General features: G+C 44.4%; 15 protein-coding genes. 8 read left to right on the forward strand and 7 right to left on the reverse strand.

What is annotated here, in order from left to right:
- Positions 1-92 precede the first annotated feature (92 nt).
- Positions 93-1,868 (forward strand): hypothetical protein, encoded by a 1,776-nt coding sequence (locus tag MN210_RS05855; protein ID WP_338412733.1) that lies wholly within the window; start codon positions 93-95, stop codon positions 1,866-1,868.
- Between the two features lie 149 nt (positions 1,869-2,017).
- Positions 2,018-3,013, forward strand: coding sequence for a phosphatase PAP2 family protein (locus MN210_RS05860; protein ID WP_338412734.1), 996 nt, complete (start codon positions 2,018-2,020; stop codon positions 3,011-3,013).
- 53 nt (positions 3,014-3,066) lie between these two features.
- Here the strand turns inward: MN210_RS05860 and MN210_RS05865 are convergent, their stop codons facing one another.
- Positions 3,067-4,389 carry an exodeoxyribonuclease VII large subunit gene (locus MN210_RS05865; protein ID WP_338412735.1) on the reverse strand — a complete coding sequence of 441 codons (1,323 nt, stop codon included), beginning with the start codon at positions 4,387-4,389 and terminating at the stop codon, positions 3,067-3,069.
- A gap of 344 nt (positions 4,390-4,733) precedes the next feature.
- Here MN210_RS05865 and MN210_RS05870 point away from each other — a divergent pair, with 344 nt between their 5' ends.
- On the forward strand, positions 4,734-5,519 hold the full coding sequence (locus MN210_RS05870) for a hypothetical protein (protein ID WP_338412736.1): 786 nt from the start codon (positions 4,734-4,736) through the stop codon (positions 5,517-5,519).
- Positions 5,520-5,661: 142 nt separating this feature from the next.
- On the opposite strand, the gene MN210_RS05875 is transcribed toward MN210_RS05870, so the two are convergent.
- Positions 5,662-6,498 (reverse strand): pirin family protein, encoded by an 837-nt coding sequence (locus MN210_RS05875; protein ID WP_338412737.1) that lies wholly within the window; start codon positions 6,496-6,498, stop codon positions 5,662-5,664.
- Between the two features lie 319 nt (positions 6,499-6,817).
- Here MN210_RS05875 and MN210_RS05880 point away from each other — a divergent pair, with 319 nt between their 5' ends.
- The 5 genes from MN210_RS05880 (at position 6,818) to MN210_RS05900 (ending at position 14,134) form a co-directional block, all read left to right on the forward strand.
- A complete protein-coding gene (locus MN210_RS05880; RefSeq protein ID WP_241879510.1) occupies positions 6,818-8,488 on the forward strand; it encodes a fatty acid--CoA ligase in 1,671 nt (556 codons plus the stop codon).
- Between the two features lie 276 nt (positions 8,489-8,764).
- Entirely contained in the window at positions 8,765-9,976 is a 1,212-nt protein-coding gene (locus tag MN210_RS05885) for an enoyl-CoA hydratase/isomerase family protein (RefSeq protein ID WP_338412738.1), read from the forward strand.
- A 214-nt stretch (positions 9,977-10,190) separates the two neighbouring features.
- Entirely contained in the window at positions 10,191-11,399 is a 1,209-nt protein-coding gene (locus tag MN210_RS05890) for an alanine racemase (protein WP_241879511.1), read from the forward strand.
- Entirely contained in the window at positions 11,387-12,724 is a 1,338-nt protein-coding gene (locus MN210_RS05895; RefSeq protein ID WP_338412739.1) for a D-arabinono-1,4-lactone oxidase, read from the forward strand. Before MN210_RS05890 ends, MN210_RS05895 begins: the two co-directional genes overlap by 13 nt.
- 201 nt (positions 12,725-12,925) lie before the next feature.
- On the forward strand, positions 12,926-14,134 hold the full coding sequence (locus MN210_RS05900) for a WG repeat-containing protein (protein ID WP_338412740.1): 1,209 nt from the start codon (positions 12,926-12,928) through the stop codon (positions 14,132-14,134).
- A 133-nt stretch (positions 14,135-14,267) separates the two neighbouring features.
- Here the strand turns inward: MN210_RS05900 and MN210_RS05905 are convergent, their stop codons facing one another.
- From MN210_RS05905 to MN210_RS05925, 5 genes are all read right to left on the reverse strand, one after another.
- A complete protein-coding gene (locus tag MN210_RS05905) occupies positions 14,268-14,897 on the reverse strand; it encodes a glutathione S-transferase family protein (protein WP_011960352.1) in 630 nt (209 codons plus the stop codon).
- Positions 14,898-14,923: 26 nt separating this feature from the next.
- A complete protein-coding gene (locus tag MN210_RS05910; RefSeq protein WP_155587130.1) occupies positions 14,924-15,601 on the reverse strand; it encodes a type 1 glutamine amidotransferase domain-containing protein in 678 nt (225 codons plus the stop codon).
- Positions 15,602-15,659: 58 nt separating this feature from the next.
- Positions 15,660-16,724: an NADP-dependent oxidoreductase gene (locus tag MN210_RS05915; RefSeq protein WP_155587131.1), complete on the reverse strand. Its 1,065-nt coding sequence runs from the start codon at positions 16,722-16,724 to the stop codon at positions 15,660-15,662.
- Positions 16,725-16,959: 235 nt separating this feature from the next.
- Positions 16,960-18,168 carry an iron-containing alcohol dehydrogenase gene (locus tag MN210_RS05920; protein ID WP_110816518.1) on the reverse strand — a complete coding sequence of 403 codons (1,209 nt, stop codon included), beginning with the start codon at positions 18,166-18,168 and terminating at the stop codon, positions 16,960-16,962.
- Between the two features lie 517 nt (positions 18,169-18,685).
- Entirely contained in the window at positions 18,686-19,276 is a 591-nt protein-coding gene (locus MN210_RS05925) for a TetR/AcrR family transcriptional regulator (protein WP_011960356.1), read from the reverse strand.
- Between the last annotated feature and the right edge of the window lie 562 nt (positions 19,277-19,838).

Consider the following 19,838-nt stretch of genomic DNA (forward strand, 5'->3'; position numbering starts at 1 on the left):
TTGAGTAAAGGCCTTTAAAGCGCTTTATGCGAACCCTTTACAATCTACCTCAATTATCACCCTTATCAGAACTAGGCTATCAAGGACTTCTCATGACGTGCAATACTCATATAAATACAGCATCAAAGCCGGCAGCACAGCGATCAGAGCAAGCAAACGCCGCACTGGCTAGAAAGCTGCCACGACTCGAAAAACTGCCACTATCACTGACCTTGCTGGCAGGCAGCCTGTTACTTGCCGGCTGTCAAACCACAGCGCTGCAATCACATAATGATGCATCGCCTATCGAGGCAAAAGCAGCGCTTAAGCAGGCACTACAGAAGCAGCGTACGAGCGCTTATAGCTATCATAGCCAGATTAAAATCAGTCCGGCCATGTCACCTGACACGGTTAACGCTGAGGACTTAGGCGTCACTGACTCTTTAGATACTTACTGCGAAAATACGCATGATCAGGCGTATATGGGCTTACTTGAGCAGGCAGATGGTGCGCAAAAACCTGTGCAATCAGCCCAGTTTGACGCCCAAAGACAAGCCATTAAACAGGCTTATATCGCTTGTAGCAAGGCTTATCAAGCGTGGCAATATAATCAGCCTGATGAGTATGACACTGAGAACCAAATCGACTATGAACAAAGTGAACAGACAGCTGATGAGAGTGTAGCGCCTGCTGAGCACGCTATCAAACCGGTCTCTGAGTATTACCAAAACCTGTTTGATAATTATCAGCACAAGCCCACTAAGCTCGATGTCAAAAAAGCCAAACTGCTACAGGCTTATCTATTAAAGCCATCGTCTATCCATGCTCAAGGCAGCTATCAGCCCGCTGCTGGTAAGTTTACGATCCTAATGAGCGCTCAGTATTTTGTCCATAATAATAAAATCTCTATCAATCAGCCGATTTATGTAGATGCCAAGACCGGCAGTATTTATTTATGGGCCGATAATTTTGCGATGTTAACCTCAGAGTATCTAGATACTAAGCTTGGCACCACTTGGCACAATAAATGGCTAAAGCTAACTTTAAATGATGGTACGTTGCCTCAAGGTTTTACCCAGTCGCTAATCAAAGCGCACTTTCAAGCTTTAGACAGACTGTATGAATCTGCGCCGGTTAACGAGTTTGAACCAGTGGCACCCCGTCAGTTAAATAGACTCTCTGGAGCGTTAACTGAGCAGCAGCTTAGCCTTATGTTGGCCAGCCCACAGGTGATTCGCCGCACCCAAACAGTGCAAGATTATTATCAGTCTTATCATGACTATATCCGTACGTTGTATTCTATTCTTAGTGCCAAGTATCCGCAGCTTGTGGCCGAGACTGATGCTGCCAATGTTTCCAATACTGCCAATACTGACAGCAAGGACAATAGCACTGCTGAGTCGGTAAGGCTAAACGAGGCCACTGGCAATACATTTAGCAGTAAATCCTTGGTACAAAAAATGCTCACGTCCATGAGAACTATGATAGACACTGAGTCTGATCAGCTGATATATGGGGTGTATAGCGGTGAAGGTCAGCTGTCTGACGATCAAACGCTTAATCAAAGCGTAGAGCAGCTTTATGGCCTAGCTAATAACGGTCAAATACAGTGGCAGTATCTGCATAATATAACCAGCCAGCCAGACATTGATAGCCTGAGCGTCGATGTGTTTCAGCGTTATTTGCCACTTTCAAAGCCACCGCTGGACTTTGTTAACTTGCCGGCCAATATGCAAAAGCCTAATGCCAATAATAGCGTTGATTTAAGACAATATAGTGACGCGTTAACCGAGCGTTATCGCAGTGGTGAAGGGACTGTGATAGGTAGATTGTTATTAAGTCAAATTTTGCAACCAGACTTAGTTGGTCCGCCATTACAAAGCGAGTGATGGAGCAAGGCTAAGTCGTAACAGGTATCTATCTCGGCATAAGTTTATCTAGGCATAAGTTTAATAGTGCCTAAATCTGGCATAAACTAGGGTGGCTAAAATATACATGGTAAACTCCCTAAAAGTACTCACAAAGGTCACCATTATCTATGCTCAGTCTCATTCAAGACAATCAGCAGCTGTCCTTTTTAATTGGCTTGATTGTATTTGTCATGATATTTTTATGGATGCTGCAGCACTCAGTGATTGAGTATGGCAATAGAGTGCGGACACAGTTATTGGACTATGGCCGCGCTTTGGAAAGAAGATTTGGTATCAAGCAGCGCCTAGCTCAGCTAAAGATCAGTTATCCTAAGCTGTACCATTTTTTTTGGCAGAGACTACATATCGAGCACTTTTATGGCTTGCCTTTGACCGCATTGGTCTTGGTAATGGGCTATGTGTTATCACTATTTGTGGGTCTGGTCGAGGATGTGGTCACCTCAGAGTCTATCGTGGCGATGGATCATTTCGTCTCGCAGCAGATGAGCGTCATGAGTGATTCAGGGGTAATTGATTTTTTTATTCTAATCACCAGCTTGGCCTCCACGCCGATTACCGCCTTGGTCATGGTGCTGACCACGCTATTGTGCTGGCTAGTAGGGCAGCGCTATTTAATTATAGGGCTGCTTATTGCCACCTTGGGCAGCACTGGATTTACTTTTTTAAGCAAAATGCTGTTCCAGCGTGAGCGGCCAATAGATATTTTGCTCCATGAAGCAACCTATTCATTTCCCAGTGGCCATGCCACAATTTGTGTGGCGTTATATGGGTTTATTGCCTATTTGAGTATCCGTTTTAGCACAGATTTTATGAGACAAATACGCATTGGCGCCGTCACCATATTTTTATGTCTCTTAATTGGCCTAAGCCGAATTGTGTTAAACGAGCATTATTTAAGTGATGTGATGGGCGGCTATTTGGTAGGTACATTGTGGCTAACTGTCGCCATTAGCGTGATGGAATGGATAAGCGCAAAAAACAAAATCAACTGGGCGGTTGCTTGGTCGCAGCCGCAGCGTCATTTGCTATGGTTTGGCGCGGCCTGCGTACTCATTGGCGCAGTCATTTACGCCAATTTGTCTCAGTTTCCACTTTTGTATTGAGCCGCTTTGGTGATAAAACACAGCGGATATTGTCGTTAAAAAGATAACCTCTACTATGAGACTTTGTGCTCCCACCAAGGCGCGGTGGGTAGTGTGTCGAGGGTGAAGACTTGGCCGATACGGGGGGTGGCCACTTTGATTCTGTGTTTGGCAGGCTGAGTGCTGTTGTAATTATCGAAGGCAAGTTTGAGTCGTCGAACCGGTTCACGCCAGTGATGCACGGACAAATCAAACTTGCCCCAATGGATTGGCAGCACGACTTTTGCCTGAACATCGATGCCAGCTTGCGCTGACTCTTCTGGCATCATATGAACGTTGCGCCAGCTCTGGTTATAAGCGCCATCTTCGATAAAGGCCACATCAAAGCCGCCAAAGCGCTCACCGATTTTGGCAAATTCTTCTGAGTAGCCGCCATCGCCACTAAAGTAGACGCTCAGCTGCTGAGACTGTACCGCCCAGCTCCCCCATAGCGAGGTGTTTTGTCCGGTTAATCGGCGTCCGCTAAAATGCCTAGTGGGCGCAAAGGTGAGCGTAATCTCATCCTTAGATAAAGAGGCGCCGCCAGTGATGCTGGCACTCTCATACCAATCATATTCGCTGATATTGTCCGCCGCCACCCCCCAGAGTATCAGATGCGCTTTTACGCCAAGCGGTACATAAAAATGCCCCACTTTATGCGCCAGTTGTTTAATGGCTTTATGGTCTAAGTGATCGTAGTGGTCATGAAAGTGACACGCCCCAGTGCGCTGCAATTTATCGGCATCGGCTCGGAAGTCACCAAGCCCAGCGGCTTTTTCGGGGGCAATAACCAACACATGCTCAATATCAAAAGGGGCAGGGACTTGCTTGTTTAAGTTGAGTAGTCCTTCAGCACTGAGTCGCTCTAACATGGCGGCATATTGGCGAGCCAAATCACCTAGAGTATAACTGGGGTCAATATCATTAATGGTTAATGAGAACCCATACAGTGGATGAAAATTTGCTGTCACGTTAAGCAAAACGGTAACGTCACGCTCTAACGCCATGCCAGTAGCACGTTCAAATTTAGCCAATACTCGTGCTGCTTTAAAGCGCCATAAGTTACCTCGGCAACTGGCAATCACTTTGCCATCGTCGTCTTTTTCAGCCAACTCAAAGTAATAATGCCCGCCCTTGCTGGATAAGTTGCGAATCTCAGCTTTAACCCAAACGCTGTGGCTAAAGGTTTCTTTGACCACCAGCTCAACCGCTGCCAGATAATCGCTAAGTCTGAGTACCGTATTTTCTAATTCATCGGCTACAGGGTCGATTAACTCGTCGCTGTCAAAGTTTTCGGCATCAAAGCCTGAACCGTCTGAGGGGAGAGAATCAAGGCGAGATAAGTCTGGCTTAGGCATAGTATTATCTATATCAGAGAGGTGAGTTTTATAATGATACCAATTCTCTAAAATAACATATCTTTGCCAAACTCACTTAGCCTACTAATTGTAGTACTTGCGCTCGTTTTGCTCGGTATGTTAATGAATAGAAATGGTATTAGTATACTTGTTTGATAAGCAGAAGGGTATTATAGCCAGTATGACATCAATCTCAACTTTTGGTTGTGAGAAGTTTGATTTTACTAATTTAACAATATTGTAAGAAGTTGATGACAAGGAAAAGTTTAAAAAAAGAACGACAGGTGCGGGTAATGCTAGAAACAGTGTCACAAGCTAATTTATCAATAAAAAGGAAATGTTAAATGCTGTTTGATCCTATGAAAAAACGAAAAAATGCAATGATTGATTTTTTAATCAATACTAAATACGATCCTGATAGTCCTATGGGTAATGTGGCAGCAACTGATATTCTTATGTTAATTGGTTATTGGATGGTGGGTCTAAAGTCTGAAACAGAGGTAATTCTACCCAGCCATATCCAATGGATACAGAAAGCCATTGATGACAATGAAACACTTAAGAATCGTTATGGAGAAGAACAAGATCCTTATTTCCATAAATATCAGCTATATGAACACTTAGCTCTTGCCAAATGGCTTGATACTGGTAAAGACAGTATCAGCGACTGGCAACATGCCAAAACTATCTATGGTGATAATTATGTCAAACGTCAGTGGTGGGAAACCAGAAGTCTTAAAACATATGGCTTAGATGATTATTTAGCATTGTGCATACAAGCGCAAGATTATGAGGCTGGTATTAAAGAGTTTGAACATTACTATGGTCAAAAAAACATCTCATTAAAAAGAAAAACCATCACACCAAGAGAGTATGGCTATCTGGTTTGTCAAAACCAATTAAACCGCATACACGACAATCAAACCATGATAGAAGTGGGTAGAAAATTATTAGCCAAATATTTAGAAGACACTTGGTTAGGCTATGGTCAATTCGCAAGAGCTGCACAGTGGCTTAAGATTGTTTATTGGCATCATGGTGAAGACTTAACGCCAGAGCAGACTTTACTTAAAATTTATGAGAATATACCGAGTATTGAAACACCGGAATTTATAAAACCTAAGCTTTAAACGGAGAAGGCTAGCGCAAAGCATCTATCCTTGAAGCTACTGGACAAACAGGGTAATACAATAACACTAACGCACTAATCCAAGCCTATCGCTACAGCAGATACGCCATAACGACAGACTTTCATAAAACTACTTGGATACGTTAAACAAGCTGACCCATTTTGCCACTGCGATAGTCTTCATAAGCTTGTGCGATACGCTCTTCGGTATCCATCACAAACGGACCATCAAAAATAATGTTGTCTTTGACAGCATCCCCGCCTAGCAATACCAACTCAACATCGTCATCACTGGCCATCAACATAACCGTGTCACCCGTCGATAAAACCGCGATAGAATCTGAACCAAGTTTGCGTCCGTCAGCTAAGGCCAATTGACCAGTCACCACATAAATGCCAAGCTCTTCAGCACTTTTTTCATCCACATTCAACGTGACACTTTGATTGGCAGGCAAGCGAACATGTGCTAACAAGTTGGTGGTTTGGGTCTGAATAGGACCGTCATGACCTTCCAGATGACCAGCAACAACACGGATGGTGGCCTGATCTTTAGTAAACTCAAGAATTTGGTCACGTTTATACTCTTGGTAGCTTGGCTCCATTAGTTTCTTATCCGCAGGTAAGCTTGTCCATAGCTGCAAACCATGACGACCACTGGTCGGCTGTTCGGCATGGATAATACCGCGCCCTGCATTAATATATTGGGCATCAAGTGCGTTTAACTCACCTTTTAGGCCTTTGCTGTCACGGTGAGCAACGCCGCCGTCAAACAGATAGCTAATGACTTCGATACCAGCGTGTGGATGCGGTCTATCACCGATACCACGCATGCTTTGATGGTTGTAATGATCGACAAACACATACGGGCCAATAGAAAACCGATCACGTTGAGGTAGCGCGCGCCATAGCAGCATATCGCCGTCATCAATGGCTTTTTGTGCGGATAAAACATCGGTAATGATTCTTGTATTATTTTGCATAATAGACTCTTTTTGTTAATTAGATTTAATAAGTATATGGGGTGTTATGTACTGGTTATCAAGTGTGGGTATTGTTTGTATGTATTGAGGTGCAAGGGTTTGTGTGTAATTTTAGTTAAAGTCTTTTATTGCGCTAACATCTCACAGATTCTGATAAAGCGTGTCAAAAAATAGAGTGCTTAACAGTCGCTTTTATAATAAATTTTATCTGAGCTTTCAGTCTGTTATAGAAATATGTCATAGAAATAAATGCTTGAATGGTTTACAGTGGATGTATGACACAAATTAACTTTATACTCATCAAAAAAGGACTTTAACAATGATAAATAACTATAACGCCGCCCCGCAAGCCTACAACTTTCCGTTGACCATCAAACAGTTATTAAACCGCTCAAAAACCACCTCTCAAAATGAAGAAATCGTTTATGCGGATAAAAAACGCATGACATATAGCGAGCTGTTTACGCGTATTGCGAAGCTTGCTAATGTTTTAGGTGGTCTGAATTTAGAGAAGGGCGATGTGGTTGCAGTAATGGACTGGGACAGTCACCGCTTTTTAGAGTCTTACTTTGCCATTCCGATGTCGCAGTATGTATTGCAGACGGTTAATATCCGTTTGTCTCCAGAGAAGGTGCTGTACACCATCAACCATGCCAAGCCAAAAGTGCTGCTGCTAAACTCTGAGTTTGCACCGATGGTAAAAGACTATCAGTTTGAGAACTCGTCAATTGAGCATATCATTTGGCTTGATGACAATGGCACCAGCAGTGAGGGTGTGTTTGGTATCAGTCAGGAGCGACTGCTTGGTGAATATGAAGCGCTGCTTGCCGATGCCAGTGATGAGTTTGAGTTTCAAGACTTTGATGAAAACACCATTGCCACCACTTTTTATACCTCAGGCACCACCGGCAATCCAAAAGGGGTATTCTTTAGTCACCGCCAATTGGTACTGCATGCGTTAGCAGAAGCGGCGACGCTGGGCGTGTTGCCACAAAAGCAAGGCCTAGTACTGGGTGATGTATATATGCCAATGACGCCGATGTTCCATGTGCTGGCGTGGGGCTTTCCTTATACCGCCACCATGCTTGGTATGAAGCAGGTGTATCCGGGTCGTTATGCACCTGATGTGATGTTGAAGCTCATTGAAACCGAAAAGGTGAGTATCACTCACTGCGTACCGACTATTTTGCAGATGCTACTTAAGCAGGCCGATGCAGAAGGCAAACGCTTTAATGGCCTAAAAATGATTATTGGTGGCTCACGCTTATCTGAAGGATTGGCGCAAACCGCATTATCAGCAGATATTGAGGTCTATACTGGTTATGGTATGTCAGAGACGGCGCCGCTGATTAGCTTGACTGAATTTAGATCAGATGATCCTGAGATGAGTCTAGAGGAAGAGGCGAAGCGACGTAGCCTAACCGGCAAGCCGGTCATAATGGTGGAGGCCAAAATTTGGGATGGTGATGGCAATGCGCTACCGCAAGATGGTAAGCAAACCGGGGAGCTGGTACTGCGTGCGCCTTGGCTGACTCAAAGCTACTTCAAAAATGCCGATGCCGGTGATGAGCTATGGGTCGGCAGCTATATGCATACCGAAGACATTGCATTTATGACTGAAGATGGCACGTTAAAAATTACCGACCGATTAAAAGATGTGATTAAATCTGGTGGTGAGTGGATATCGTCCTTAGAGATTGAGACCATTTTATCCTTGCATCCTGCAGTCGCTGATGTGGCGGTGATTGGGGTGCGTGATGAGAAGTGGGGCGAGCGTCCACTGGCGGCAATTGTATTAAAGCCTAACTGTCAGGATGTGACCGCTGAGGATATCAAAGCCATTGCCGAAAAAGCCGCTGAAAAGGGTATGATTCCTAAGTACGGCGTGCCTGAGCAGTATAAAATTGTGGATGACTTGCCTAAGACGTCAGTAGGCAAACATGATAAGAAATTGATGCGTGAGATGTACGCTGGTCAAACCACTATTTAAGCGGTCTTTAAATTAAGATGGTTTTATTAAGTTAATATTTGAACCCTAGAGTAATATTTAAAAGCCGTGGCAGTGATGCTGCGGCTTTTTGTCTAAATACCAATATGCTAGTATAGCCCCCTGTTAAATATGGGTCTGATAATGGGCAATTATCATACCCCGTGATGATATGAAAATTAAATGACCTGATTATGTGGGTGTTTATTTATTCAAAGGGTCATTATCACGGTTGTTTTTAGAACTTATAAAGCTATTTAAACTGGGGCAAACATTCACATGCAAACCAATAACAAAAGTTTGGCAGCCAAGGGCGCAGAGGCTGCTGATACCGCAGAAGTGTTATTTGAACAAATCCAAATCAAACAAGATTTACAAATCGGTTTGATTACCTTAAACCGTGAAAAATCACTCAATGCGTTAAGCACCACTATGTGTCAGATGATGAGTGATAAGCTCACAGAGTGGGAAGAAGTCGATAACCTCGTGGCAGTCGTCATTCGTGGGGCAGGCGAGCGCGCATTATGTGCCGGTGGCGATATCCGTCAGTTGTATCAAGCTCGCCAGCAGTGGGATAAAGAGGGCATTGCGCCGCCAGAGGCCATTGATTTTTTCGCCAGTGAGTATCATTTAGACACTCAAATGCACGAGTATCACAAGCCGATTATTATCTGGGGCAGCGGTATTGTGATGGGCGGCGGTATGGGGATACTAAGTAGCAGTAGCCACCGAATCGTGACCGAGACCACACGTGCAGCAATGCCAGAAGTAAATATTGGGCTATTCCCAGATGCGACAGGCAGTTGGTTCTTACAGCGATTCCCAGCCAAGACTGGACTATTTATGGGTCTAACCGGTGCAGACGCCAATGCCAATGATGCCTTGCTATGTAACTTGGCTGACTTTAAGATGAGCAGTCAAGACTTTGACGCCATGCTACAAAGCTTGTGTGATGCCGATTGGAGCGAGGCACTGGGTCAACCGACTTTAAATAGCCTAAGCAGTAAACTGCATCAGATTGCAACAAGCACACTTAACCAGTTTAGTATTGAGTCGACTAAAGATATTGAGTTTGCACCCAGTAACATTGCTAAATTTATGCAGCCTATTCAGCGGTTAATGAACTGTGGCGGTCTGGATAAAATTGATGCTATTTTGCAGTCGGACTTGGCCATTGAGCAGTTTTATCCAGAGTTTGCCAGCAGTGCGTGGTTTCAGGCGGCCGTGGGGAATTATCGCTATGGTTGTCCGGTGACCAAAGCCATTACTTATGAGATGTATCAGCGAGCCCACAACTTGTCATTAACCGAAATTATGGCACTTGAAACCAATGTGGCGCTGCACTGCGTCAATTATCCTGACTTTAGTGAAGGAGTACGTGCTTTACTGATAGACAAAGACCGCAAGCCGCAGTGGAGTCGCAGCCTAGCTCAGTGTTTAGATGTTGAAGGTCAAGCCTACATTCAACAACACTTTCAAGCGCTATCCTAGGTTTTTCAGCCTGACACGACATGATGTGTCATTTGTGCCTATAAAAATTTTATACGAGACAACATATGAGCAAGGCAGGCTTCAGCGCTGCCTTGCTTTTTTTATGTTTTAACGCTTTGGCTAACATAATCTGTTAGTATAAAATGATAATATTCGGTGGTAGGCGATAAACCGAACTGTGATTGTGATGAAGTTATTATACAGGAGAGCAAAAATGGACTTTGCCCAACTACCAGCACCGCCAAAGGTGAGTGCTTGGCTAGATATGGATGCACTCGATCATAATATTAAATTGGTCAATCAAAAGACCCAAGCGGTTAAGCTACGCATTGCGACTAAGTCAATTCGCTCTATGGATGTTTTGCGTTATATCCAAAAACATACCCCTCACTTTATTGGCCTTATGTCTTACAGCGCTGCTGAGTCTGTGTACCTGCTGCAAAATGGCTTTGATAATATCCTATGTGCTTATCCAACTGTAGACAGAGCAAGCGTGGCAGAAGCCCTGAAATATAATCAGCAAGGGGCGACTATGATTTGGATGGCTGATCGTATTGAGCATTTGCATCTGCTAAATGAGATAGGCAAACAGCAGGAGCAATCCGTTGAGGTTTGCTTAGATATCAATATGTCTATGCCACTGCCTAAGCTATATTTTGGTACTAAGCGCTCCGCCTTGATGCGCAAAAGCGATGTCAAAACGATTATAGAACAAGCAGGCTCTTTATCGCATATAACAATCACTGCAATGATGGGTTATGAGGCTCAAATTGCTGGACTGGCAGAGCATCTGCCGGGTAAGTCACTGATTACGCCGGCAATTAAGCTGTTAAAAAATAGCTCAAAAAGACAAGTCAGTCGCCGCCGAGCAAGTATGGTGCACTGGATTAATAAACAGGGGTATCCGCTTAAATTGGTCAATGGTGGCGGCAGTGGCAGTATGGACTTTACCTCAAGCCAGCCTGAAGTGACTGAGATTACGGTGGGTTCTGCGTATTATAAGCCGGCCTATTTTGATTATATGGACAGTATGCAGCAATTTAAGCCGGCGGCAGGCTTTGTGTTGCCAGTCACTCGTCAGCCTGAAAAGCGGGTCATTACTTGTCAAGGGGGCGGCTTTATTGCCTCAGGCGCTATCGGTACCGATAAGGTGCCTGTGGTGCATTATCCTCCAGGCTTAAGCTTACTGCCCGATGAAGGGTTTGGAGAGGTTCAAACCCCATTTGCGGTAGATGAGGCAGTAATCAAACAAGGCAATATGCCAACAATCGGAGAGGCCGTCTGGTGTCGCCATGCCAAAGCGGGCGAGCTGGCTGAGCATTTTAATGAGTTGGTGTGCTACCGTGGCAATAAGCCGCTAATTGTAGAAGGCGCTGCTCAAGTTATGACAACTTATCGAGGAGAGGGACTGTGTTTTCATTAAGACACTGGCAGGCAAGCCGTCAGTGGGAGAATTGGTCCGGCTATGTCACCGCTACGCCAGAACAAAAGCTCTCGCCAAGCTCAGTAGAAGCGCTGCAAGAGATCATCAAACAGGCACGTATACATAAAAAGCGGGTGCGGGTTACCGGCGCTGCACATTCTTTTAGCGGCTGCGCCAAACCTGAGGAGATTGCGGTTAGCCTGCATAATATGCGTGGCATAATCTCAGTAGACAAACCCAACAAACAGGTCACCTTGCACGCCGGCACTTACCTGCATGAGATTGGTCCGGCTTTGGCAAAGCATGGCTTGGCACTTGAGAATATGGGTGATGTACAGGCACAAACTATCGCAGGTGCGGTCAGTACGGGTACTCACGGTACAGGTATTGGGCTTGGCTCATTGTCCAGTCAAGTGGTGGCGTGGGAGTGGGTAGATGGTCAAGGTCAGCGGCATACGCATCATCGAGGCGACCCGGATACCGATGAGCTGGGCAATGCGTTACATGTCAGCTTGGGCATGCTTGGCGTCTTTACCAAGCTTACCCTAAAAGTGGTCGATTTATATGGTCTAAAAGAGAGCAATGAGCCAATAGACTTTGAACAAGGGTTGGCAGGGTTTCATGATACAGCACGTGCTCATAGACATATGGAATGGTTTTTATTCCCAGGCACCAATAAGATACAGCAGAAGACCTTATCTGTTGTGGCACCACAGCCCATGCGCCGAGCACAAAAGCTCAAAGATCATTTTGAAAGTATCGTCATACTCAATGGTGCATTTTATCTGCTCTCTGAGTTGGCAAGAATGAACCCTAAGCTGACCAAAAAGGTCAGTGAAATATCAGCAAACTCTATACCCAATACCCACCGGCAAGGTTATAGCTATGAAGTGTTTCCGACACCGCGTGGGGTCAGGTTCAATGAGTCGGAATATTTTATTAAGCTGTCAGACTTTGATCAATGCATTACTGAGATTAACGACATCTTATTACAAGATAATAAACTATCGCATTTTCCCATTGAGGTGCGTACTCACAAAGGCGAGACCGGTATGCTAAGCCCAACTCAGGGTGAGGACTGTGCGGTATTGTCTTTTTACGTCTATAAAGGCATGGACAGCGAGCCGTTATTTAATTGGCTCTATGACTATATGAAAAAATGGCAGGGCCGTCCGCATTGGGGCAAGATAAATAAATTAAGCAGTGATGAGCTGCAAGTATTATACCCGCAAATGAAGCGTTTTTTGCAAATCAGGCAGATATATGATCCAGATAATGTGTTTATGAACCGCTGGCTTGAGCAGAAGTTTTTTGGCATGGAATAACACATCAGTTCAAACAAATAGAGCTATGGTTGGTATCAAGCCATGATTAATATTAAAAATATTGATAATAAAAAGTAGGCGAAATAGGCTTGCTTTATTACTACTTGTTTGCAACAAATTATTATTTACATGGTATCTACGCCACATATCTGCTATTTTCTTAATCCTCTAAACTCACAACCTCATGCATCATCTAAAGCTATGATAAAAATTGTTAACGGTGTAAAAAACCATTTTTCTTCTCAAACGGCGCAAGCCAATACTACAGCTATCAGTGCCACAAAAACCCATAACTGGCTAAAACTGAGCAGCCCTTGGCTTAAAGCCGCTGCACTGACTGCCTCATTAGGCGCTATGAGTATGCTAGCTTACGCCGCTTGTCAGGTGCCCAAAAGCTACTACTCCAATGTGTTTTGTACCTCAAGCAGCAATCACTTCTTGGCACTCAAAGACTCAGGCCAACCCGTAGCACTACTAGACAATAGGGGTAGGCGAGTTGCTGACTTGTCTCGCTACACCGGTGTCGATGTCAGCAAAATTAGTGAGGGTCTTATACCTGTGCAGCGTATGGGTAAGCTTGGTTATGTTAACTTAGCGGGCCGAGAAATCATCCCCGCGGTCTACGATGTCATCCGAGGTGACAGTCAAACCAGAGGCTGGGCCCGTGCTGCTAATGGCAACCGCATTGTGGTCAAAAAAGGGGGTATGTTTGGGGTAATTGATATTCGCAATACAGTGGTGTTACCGTTTTCGCCCAATTATGTCAGTATCAGTGACTTCTCTGGCAACCGAGCCAAGATTACGACCCGTGCAGGTACGCAGTGGATTGATGCATATGGTAAAGCCATTGCAGCGCCTGCATCTGCTGCGACTCAGAGTATAACGGCTCGTAATCCGTCAACACCTGTGGTCAAAACCACCACCAATATTAAAGCGCCGCTACCTAGCACTACGGCACCGCGCACAACTGTGGCTACCAGCCAGTCAGCAATAGAGGCACTGAATGCGCTTCAGCGTCCAGAGGCCATCAACTCAGGCCCTGTGGTTGCTCCAATGTCATCGAGTGCATCATCGGGTCCGGAGATTTGGCAGCCTGAACAGCGCGATGGTAAATGGGGCTTCGTTAACTATAGCGGTGTGCCGATGATTACCTTCTCATTTAATCAGGTCACCCCGTTTTCTGAAGGGTTAGCGGGCGTACGTATGGGAGATAAGTGGGGATTTGTAAACTTGGCAGGTGAGTTGGTTATTCCTTTTAACTATACCGAGTCTACAGTTCAGCGTATTCGCGGTGCTAATTATAAAGGTGTCCAACCCTTTATGTTCACGGGTGGAAAAGCCTGGGTCGGCAATACAGCCAATGGCGCACAGATGTGTATTGATACCGAAGGTAAGTATGTTTCTTGTTAGAGACTTTAGCTTGGGTATAAAACTCACTGATTTGTAAAGATTTGGGTTTACCGCATAAAAAAACAGCCCCTTAGTCATAAGGAGCTGTTTTTTATGTCCGGTGTCTTTATAAGCGTTATGGTTTAACTAAAGCTTATTTTGACGCATCATACTGCGCTTCTAACTGCAAGGCACGCTGATAGCTGTCAATGTTAGATAGGCTATCTGCATAAGCTTTGATATGGGGGTAGTCATTCAATAAGCCGCGCTGTGCCAACATAATTAAGTCAAATGACAGCATAAAGTCGGCACCGGTTAGCTTATCAGATACGATAAAAGATTTACCTTCAAGCTCATCATTTAGATAGCTTAATAAATTATGCTTTTCTTTGGCGATATAGCCTGACAAAAACTCATTGTCAGTGATGCCTGCTTTATTAACGAATAATTCAAGCAATAAAGGCACCATGATTGAGCTTTCAGCAAAGTTCATCCACTGTAGATATTTGCCATATTCAGCACTTTGCGGCGCAGGACGCAACGTATCAGCAGCAAAGCGTTCAATTAATAGCTCCGTAATCGCCACAGACTCTGCAAGCACTTGGCCATCAAGCTCGATGACAGGTGATTTACCCAAGGGATGCACCTGCTTTAGGCTTTGTGGCGCAAGATGCGTGGTCGCGTCACGTTGATAGCTGACCACTTCATAGGGTTGACCCAACTCTTCTAATAGCCACAATATGCGCAGTGAGCGAGATTGATTGAGGTGATGTAATTTAATCATGATATTAGCCTTAGTAATAATGAGTCTTAAGCTTGTAGACGTTGAATAAGACGCTTGGCCGCATCTTCAGATGAAGCGGGGTTTTGACCGGTGATAAGTAGGCCATCTTCGACCACGTAAGATTGCCAATCCGCACCTTTTTGGTAATGAGCACCATTTGCTTGTAGCGCATCTTCTAGTAAGAACGGCACCACATCAGTTAGGCCAACCGCTGCCTCTTCGGTGTTGCTAAAGCCGGTGACTTTTTTGTCTTTTACCAAGTATTCGCCATCGACTTTTACATTCTTTAAGGCAGCAGGTGCGTGGCAAACGAAGGCAACTGGCTTATCTAACTTAACAAATTCTTCGATAAGAGCGATTGAGGTGAGATCAACCGCTAAGTCCCACATGGGGCCATGACCGCCTGGGTAGAAGACGGCGTCATAATCCGCAGCATTGATATCAGCAAGCTTGTGAGTGGTCGCTAAATGCGCTTGGGCTGCGCTATCTTGCTTAAAGCGATCGGTGTATTTAGTTTGAGCGTCAGGGGTATCACTGCTTGGGTCAAGCGGCGGTTGACCGCCGGCAGGTGAGGCCAAAGTAATCTCAGCGCCCGCATCTTTAAAGGCGTAATAAGGCGCGGCAAACTCTTCTAACCAAAAACCGGTTTTTTTACCCGTTTCTGCCAATTTATCATGTGAGGTAAGCACCATTAATATTTTCATCAGTTATCCTATAGCAAAGATCTGTGTTTAAAATTCGGTCATTTATTTATAAATTCAGTTATTTAGGGTCAGCGACTTTAACCACGGTTTTGCCGAAGTTATTGCCCTCTAACATATCCACGAAACCTTTTGGCGCATTTTGTAGGCCATCAACGATATGCTCTTTGGTTTTTACCTTGCCCTCAGAGACCCATTTGCCCATGGTTTGTAAGAACTGCGGGAAGCTATCACCATACTCTTCGAAGATAATAAAGCCTTTAACAGTTAGGCGCTGTCTTAAGATGAGGCTCATGAGCTGGCTTAAGCGATCTTTGCCTTCAGGCAGCTCGGTCTCATTGTAATGAGCAGCAAGACCACACACAGGGATACGAGCGTGCGCATTCAGTAGAGGCAGTACCGCATCAAATACACGGCCACCCACGTTTTCATAATAAATATCAATGCCGTTAGGACATGCGGCGGCTAGCTGCGCCTCGAAGTCATCGCTGCGGTGATCAAGACACACATCAAAGCCGAGCTCTTCAACGGCGTATTTACATTTATCTGCACCACCTGCGACGCCCACTACTTTTAGATTATGTAGTTTGCCCACTTGACCGACGGTCGCACCGACTGGACCGGTTGCTGCGCCTACTACTAAGGTCTCACCTGCTTTTGGCTTACCAATATCAGTTAATCCCATATAGCCGGTGAAGCCTGGCATACCCAGCACACCTAAGCCGTAAGAAGGGTTGCTCATCTCTTGGGTTAATTTATATACACCCTCACCAGTACTGACGCTATAGTCTTGCCAGCCGCCATAAGCAACCACAATATCGCCTTCGCTAAAGCCCTCAACGTTTGAGCTAACCACTTGCGATACGGTAGCACCAAGCATCACATCACCCACTTCTAGCGGGTCGGCATAGCTTTTGGCATCACTCATACGACCACGCATATAAGGGTCAAGCGATAAATAAAGGGTGCGTAATAACATCTCATTATCAGCTGCACGGGGTACGTCAGTTGTCGTTAATTCAAAATTATCGTCAATTGGCTTGCCATGAGGACGGCTGGCCAGTTTGATTTGACGGTTTAGGGTATCTGATTGGGCTGTATTAAATGGTGTATTATCAAAGCTCATAAGTGGAAATCCTTGGTGTATTTATGCAGTTTATTGTTATTAAGGGAGGTAGGCAGCAGCGGTTGTTGAAGCCAGATTATATTTAAGCCAAATCAATGGACTGCTATTTTTATTATTTGAAAATCTTTAGAGGTGGGGGCGCAGCCACCTATTTTATTGTAGAGTAGGGCGGCTGTGCCTATGTGGTGCTTTTGTACCTAATTTATGACTTAAGCTAAGTGGCTTTAAGTGGCAATTAAGCTTGGGCTGCACGCTGTAAAATACGGCGTGAAACTTCTAAATCATTGGTCTTATGCTCACCAAGCTTAGTCATACCATGTGCTTGTAACTGCTGAACAATAGGCTCAATGGCGCTTTCATCTAGGTTGGCATCAGCAAGGTTTACCGGTAAGCCTAAATCCTTAAAGAAGCGCTCAGTGTGCACAATGGCCTCTTCAATGATGGCGTCATCGTCTTTGGTAGTGTCGCTGCTGATATGCCAGACATTGCGGGCATATTGTAAAAGCTTGTCTTTTTTGCTGTCTTTTAACTCACGCATCACTGAGGGCAACACTATGGTTAACGTGCGGGCATGATCGATGCTGTGTAGAGAGGTTAATTCGTGACCAATCATATGTGTGGTCCAGTCTTGAGGTACGCCGGTACCAATTAGACCATTTAAGGCCATGGTTGCTGTCCACATGATGTTTTTGCGTACTTCCAGATCCTCTGGATTGGCTTTAACGGCTTGACCTTCACTGATTAATATTTTTAGCAAGCTTTCTGCAAAAGCATCTTGGACTTTAGCATTTACTGGATAAGTTAAATACTGCTCCATGACATGGACAAAGGCATCTGCCACGCCATTCATTACTTGACGTTCAGGCAAGGTTAAGGTCTTAGTAGGATCTAAAATTGAGAACTTCGGATAGGCCAATGGGTTACCAAAGGGTAGCTTGGCTTTGCGTTCACTGTAATTAATCACGCCACCTGAATTCATCTCAGAACCTGTTGCTGGAATAGTCAATACCGCACCTAAGTCAACCGCTGAATCAATGTTTCTGGTATAGCTGGTGAGTGCTTCCCAAGCTTGGTCGCGCGACACGGTACCATCATCTTGTGTTAGGTGTGAGACCAGTGCCACAAATTTACTGCCATCAATGACGGAACCACCACCCACCGCTAGAATAAAGTCGATATGGTGCTCATTCACCATATCAGCGGCTTTCATCAAGGTGGTGAACTCAGGGTTTGGCTCAATACCACCAAATTCAAAAACTTCACGAGTGCTGTCTGCTGTATTTAGGGCATCTTTTACTTCATCAAGTGTGCCAGTACGCTGTGCTGAACCGCCGCCATAAGTAATTAATACACGGGCGTGGTTAGGTACTAGATTGGACAGCTCTTTAATTTGACCGTCACCAAAGACGATACGCACAGGGTTAAAGTATTGAAAGTTGTTCATAAAAATCCTTAAAGTAAAGGTAGGGGTAAAGACTAGGTTTGTTATCTGTGGCTATAATACGCTCTAATTAGACCGGTCGTCTAGTTAAATTACAAAACTACCTAACTTTTGTGGACGGTTTTTATAACCGAGTGAGAGGAGGGGATTACATTAGGACTAAACAAGGGAATCAAAGAGGGCGTTAAACAGATGAGTTAACGGTTAACAACATCATTTAAAACACAATGCTGCATCATTTGTGCTAGATAAAAGTTAGGGGCATACCATATCCAAAGCGATAGCGCCGAAAATGATAGCCGGTCTGCTAACGTTAGAGCCGGCTATCACAGCCGCTGTGTCCACAGTGCACTGCGCTAAAAACAATGTACCGCACTAACAAATATACTAAGCTAAAAAACATACCAAGCTAAAAAAAATACCAAGCTAAAAAACGTACCAAACCAAAAAATATATCCTGCTAACAAATGTACCAAGCTAAAAACTAAAATAAGCCAAGCGACATCTCAGCAAACTTAGCTTAGCGCCCAAGCTCTGAGGTGGTCATCTGCCATACCTCAGATAATGGAATATTAGACTGACTGGTCTTGGCAATTAAGCTGGCCCCCAACCAAGCATAGTACCAGCGCTTGGCCAGACTCTCTGCTGCCACATTTTCGGTCTTAGGCACAGAGCCATCTTCCCAGCCAGCCTTAATCTGATCGCTAATCCAGCCAATGGTCTGCATATAACCGCCCGCTAAGGCTTCACGCATAGGGTCTGAGATATCGGCCACCTCACCACTTAATTTAACCACCAAGCATTTTTCGTGATCGCAGCCATTTTGCTGAGTGTCATACCAAAACTGAAAGTAGTTATACAGTTTTTGTTGTGCACTAATATCTTGGTTAGAAATGGCCTCAAGACGGCTTTTATAATGCTCAAAGTAGCCTTTAATAATGGCTTCACCAAACGCTTCTTTGGAGGCAAAATAATGATAAAAAGAGCCTTTGGGCACGCCAGCAGTATCTAAGATAAGCTTGATACCGACCGCAGTAAAGCCTTTATGAGCCAGCAGTTGATATCCAGTGGCCAACAAATGCGACTTAGTATCGCCTTTAGCGGCTTTCACAAAATCCGCTTCAATAGTAGGTAGTGTTGCTGCCTCAGTCTTATGGCGGACTGCGACGGTATCAGGGGTAGAAGAGCTCATAATTAGGTATCCGTTATACAGCCGCATCACCCTGTTTTGGTAGATTGCGACAAATGCTAAGTAGTAGATTAAAGTCGGCTGAGTATAAAAATCGTTGGTATTTATATGGTATTTATTTGGTGTTTATATGGTTTGTTAGTAATAGCTCGTCAGTATGAGTATTTATATAGTCGAAGTAAAAGTCGCCGAAAGCTTATATAGGATTTGTTAGGATAATCCAGATTGAATTCAAGACGAAACTACAAAGCTGATACAAGAATATAGACCAGTCGTCTAGAAAGTTACCATTTTAGCACATATTTACCTTATATTGGCCTCAATTACGGATATGTATAGCAATAAAAATCAGATTACAAGAGCAGTTTATTTAATAAAAGCCTACTAATAATTATGAATGAACAGGTAATGATGAAACATTGTTAAACCCTTTAGTCTCAAGCCTAGGAGGAGTAAAATCTAGCTTTAAAACAGACAAAAATCT

This window comes from Psychrobacter raelei, from assembly GCF_022631235.3.
Taxonomy (GTDB): Bacteria; Pseudomonadota; Gammaproteobacteria; order Pseudomonadales; family Moraxellaceae; genus Psychrobacter; species Psychrobacter raelei.

Bases quoted from the DNA above. Each gene is read 5' to 3' on its own strand.
- MN210_RS05855 (WP_338412733.1), top strand. From the start codon at position 93: ATGACGTGCAATACTCATATAAATACAGCATCAAAGCCGGCAGCACAG.
- MN210_RS05860 (WP_338412734.1), top strand. From the start codon at position 2,018: ATGCTCAGTCTCATTCAAGACAATCAGCAGCTGTCCTTTTTAATTGGC.
- MN210_RS05865 (WP_338412735.1), bottom strand. From the start codon at position 4,389: ATGCCTAAGCCAGACTTATCTCGCCTTGATTCTCTCCCCTCAGACGGT.
- MN210_RS05870 (WP_338412736.1), top strand. From the start codon at position 4,734: ATGCTGTTTGATCCTATGAAAAAACGAAAAAATGCAATGATTGATTTT.
- MN210_RS05875 (WP_338412737.1), bottom strand. From the start codon at position 6,498: ATGCAAAATAATACAAGAATCATTACCGATGTTTTATCCGCACAAAAA.
- MN210_RS05880 (WP_241879510.1), top strand. From the start codon at position 6,818: ATGATAAATAACTATAACGCCGCCCCGCAAGCCTACAACTTTCCGTTG.
- MN210_RS05885 (WP_338412738.1), top strand. From the start codon at position 8,765: ATGCAAACCAATAACAAAAGTTTGGCAGCCAAGGGCGCAGAGGCTGCT.
- MN210_RS05890 (WP_241879511.1), top strand. From the start codon at position 10,191: ATGGACTTTGCCCAACTACCAGCACCGCCAAAGGTGAGTGCTTGGCTA.
- MN210_RS05900 (WP_338412740.1), top strand. From the start codon at position 12,926: ATGATAAAAATTGTTAACGGTGTAAAAAACCATTTTTCTTCTCAAACG.
- MN210_RS05905 (WP_011960352.1), bottom strand. From the start codon at position 14,897: ATGATTAAATTACATCACCTCAATCAATCTCGCTCACTGCGCATATTG.
- MN210_RS05910 (WP_155587130.1), bottom strand. From the start codon at position 15,601: ATGAAAATATTAATGGTGCTTACCTCACATGATAAATTGGCAGAAACG.
- MN210_RS05915 (WP_155587131.1), bottom strand. From the start codon at position 16,724: ATGAGCTTTGATAATACACCATTTAATACAGCCCAATCAGATACCCTA.
- MN210_RS05920 (WP_110816518.1), bottom strand. From the start codon at position 18,168: ATGAACAACTTTCAATACTTTAACCCTGTGCGTATCGTCTTTGGTGAC.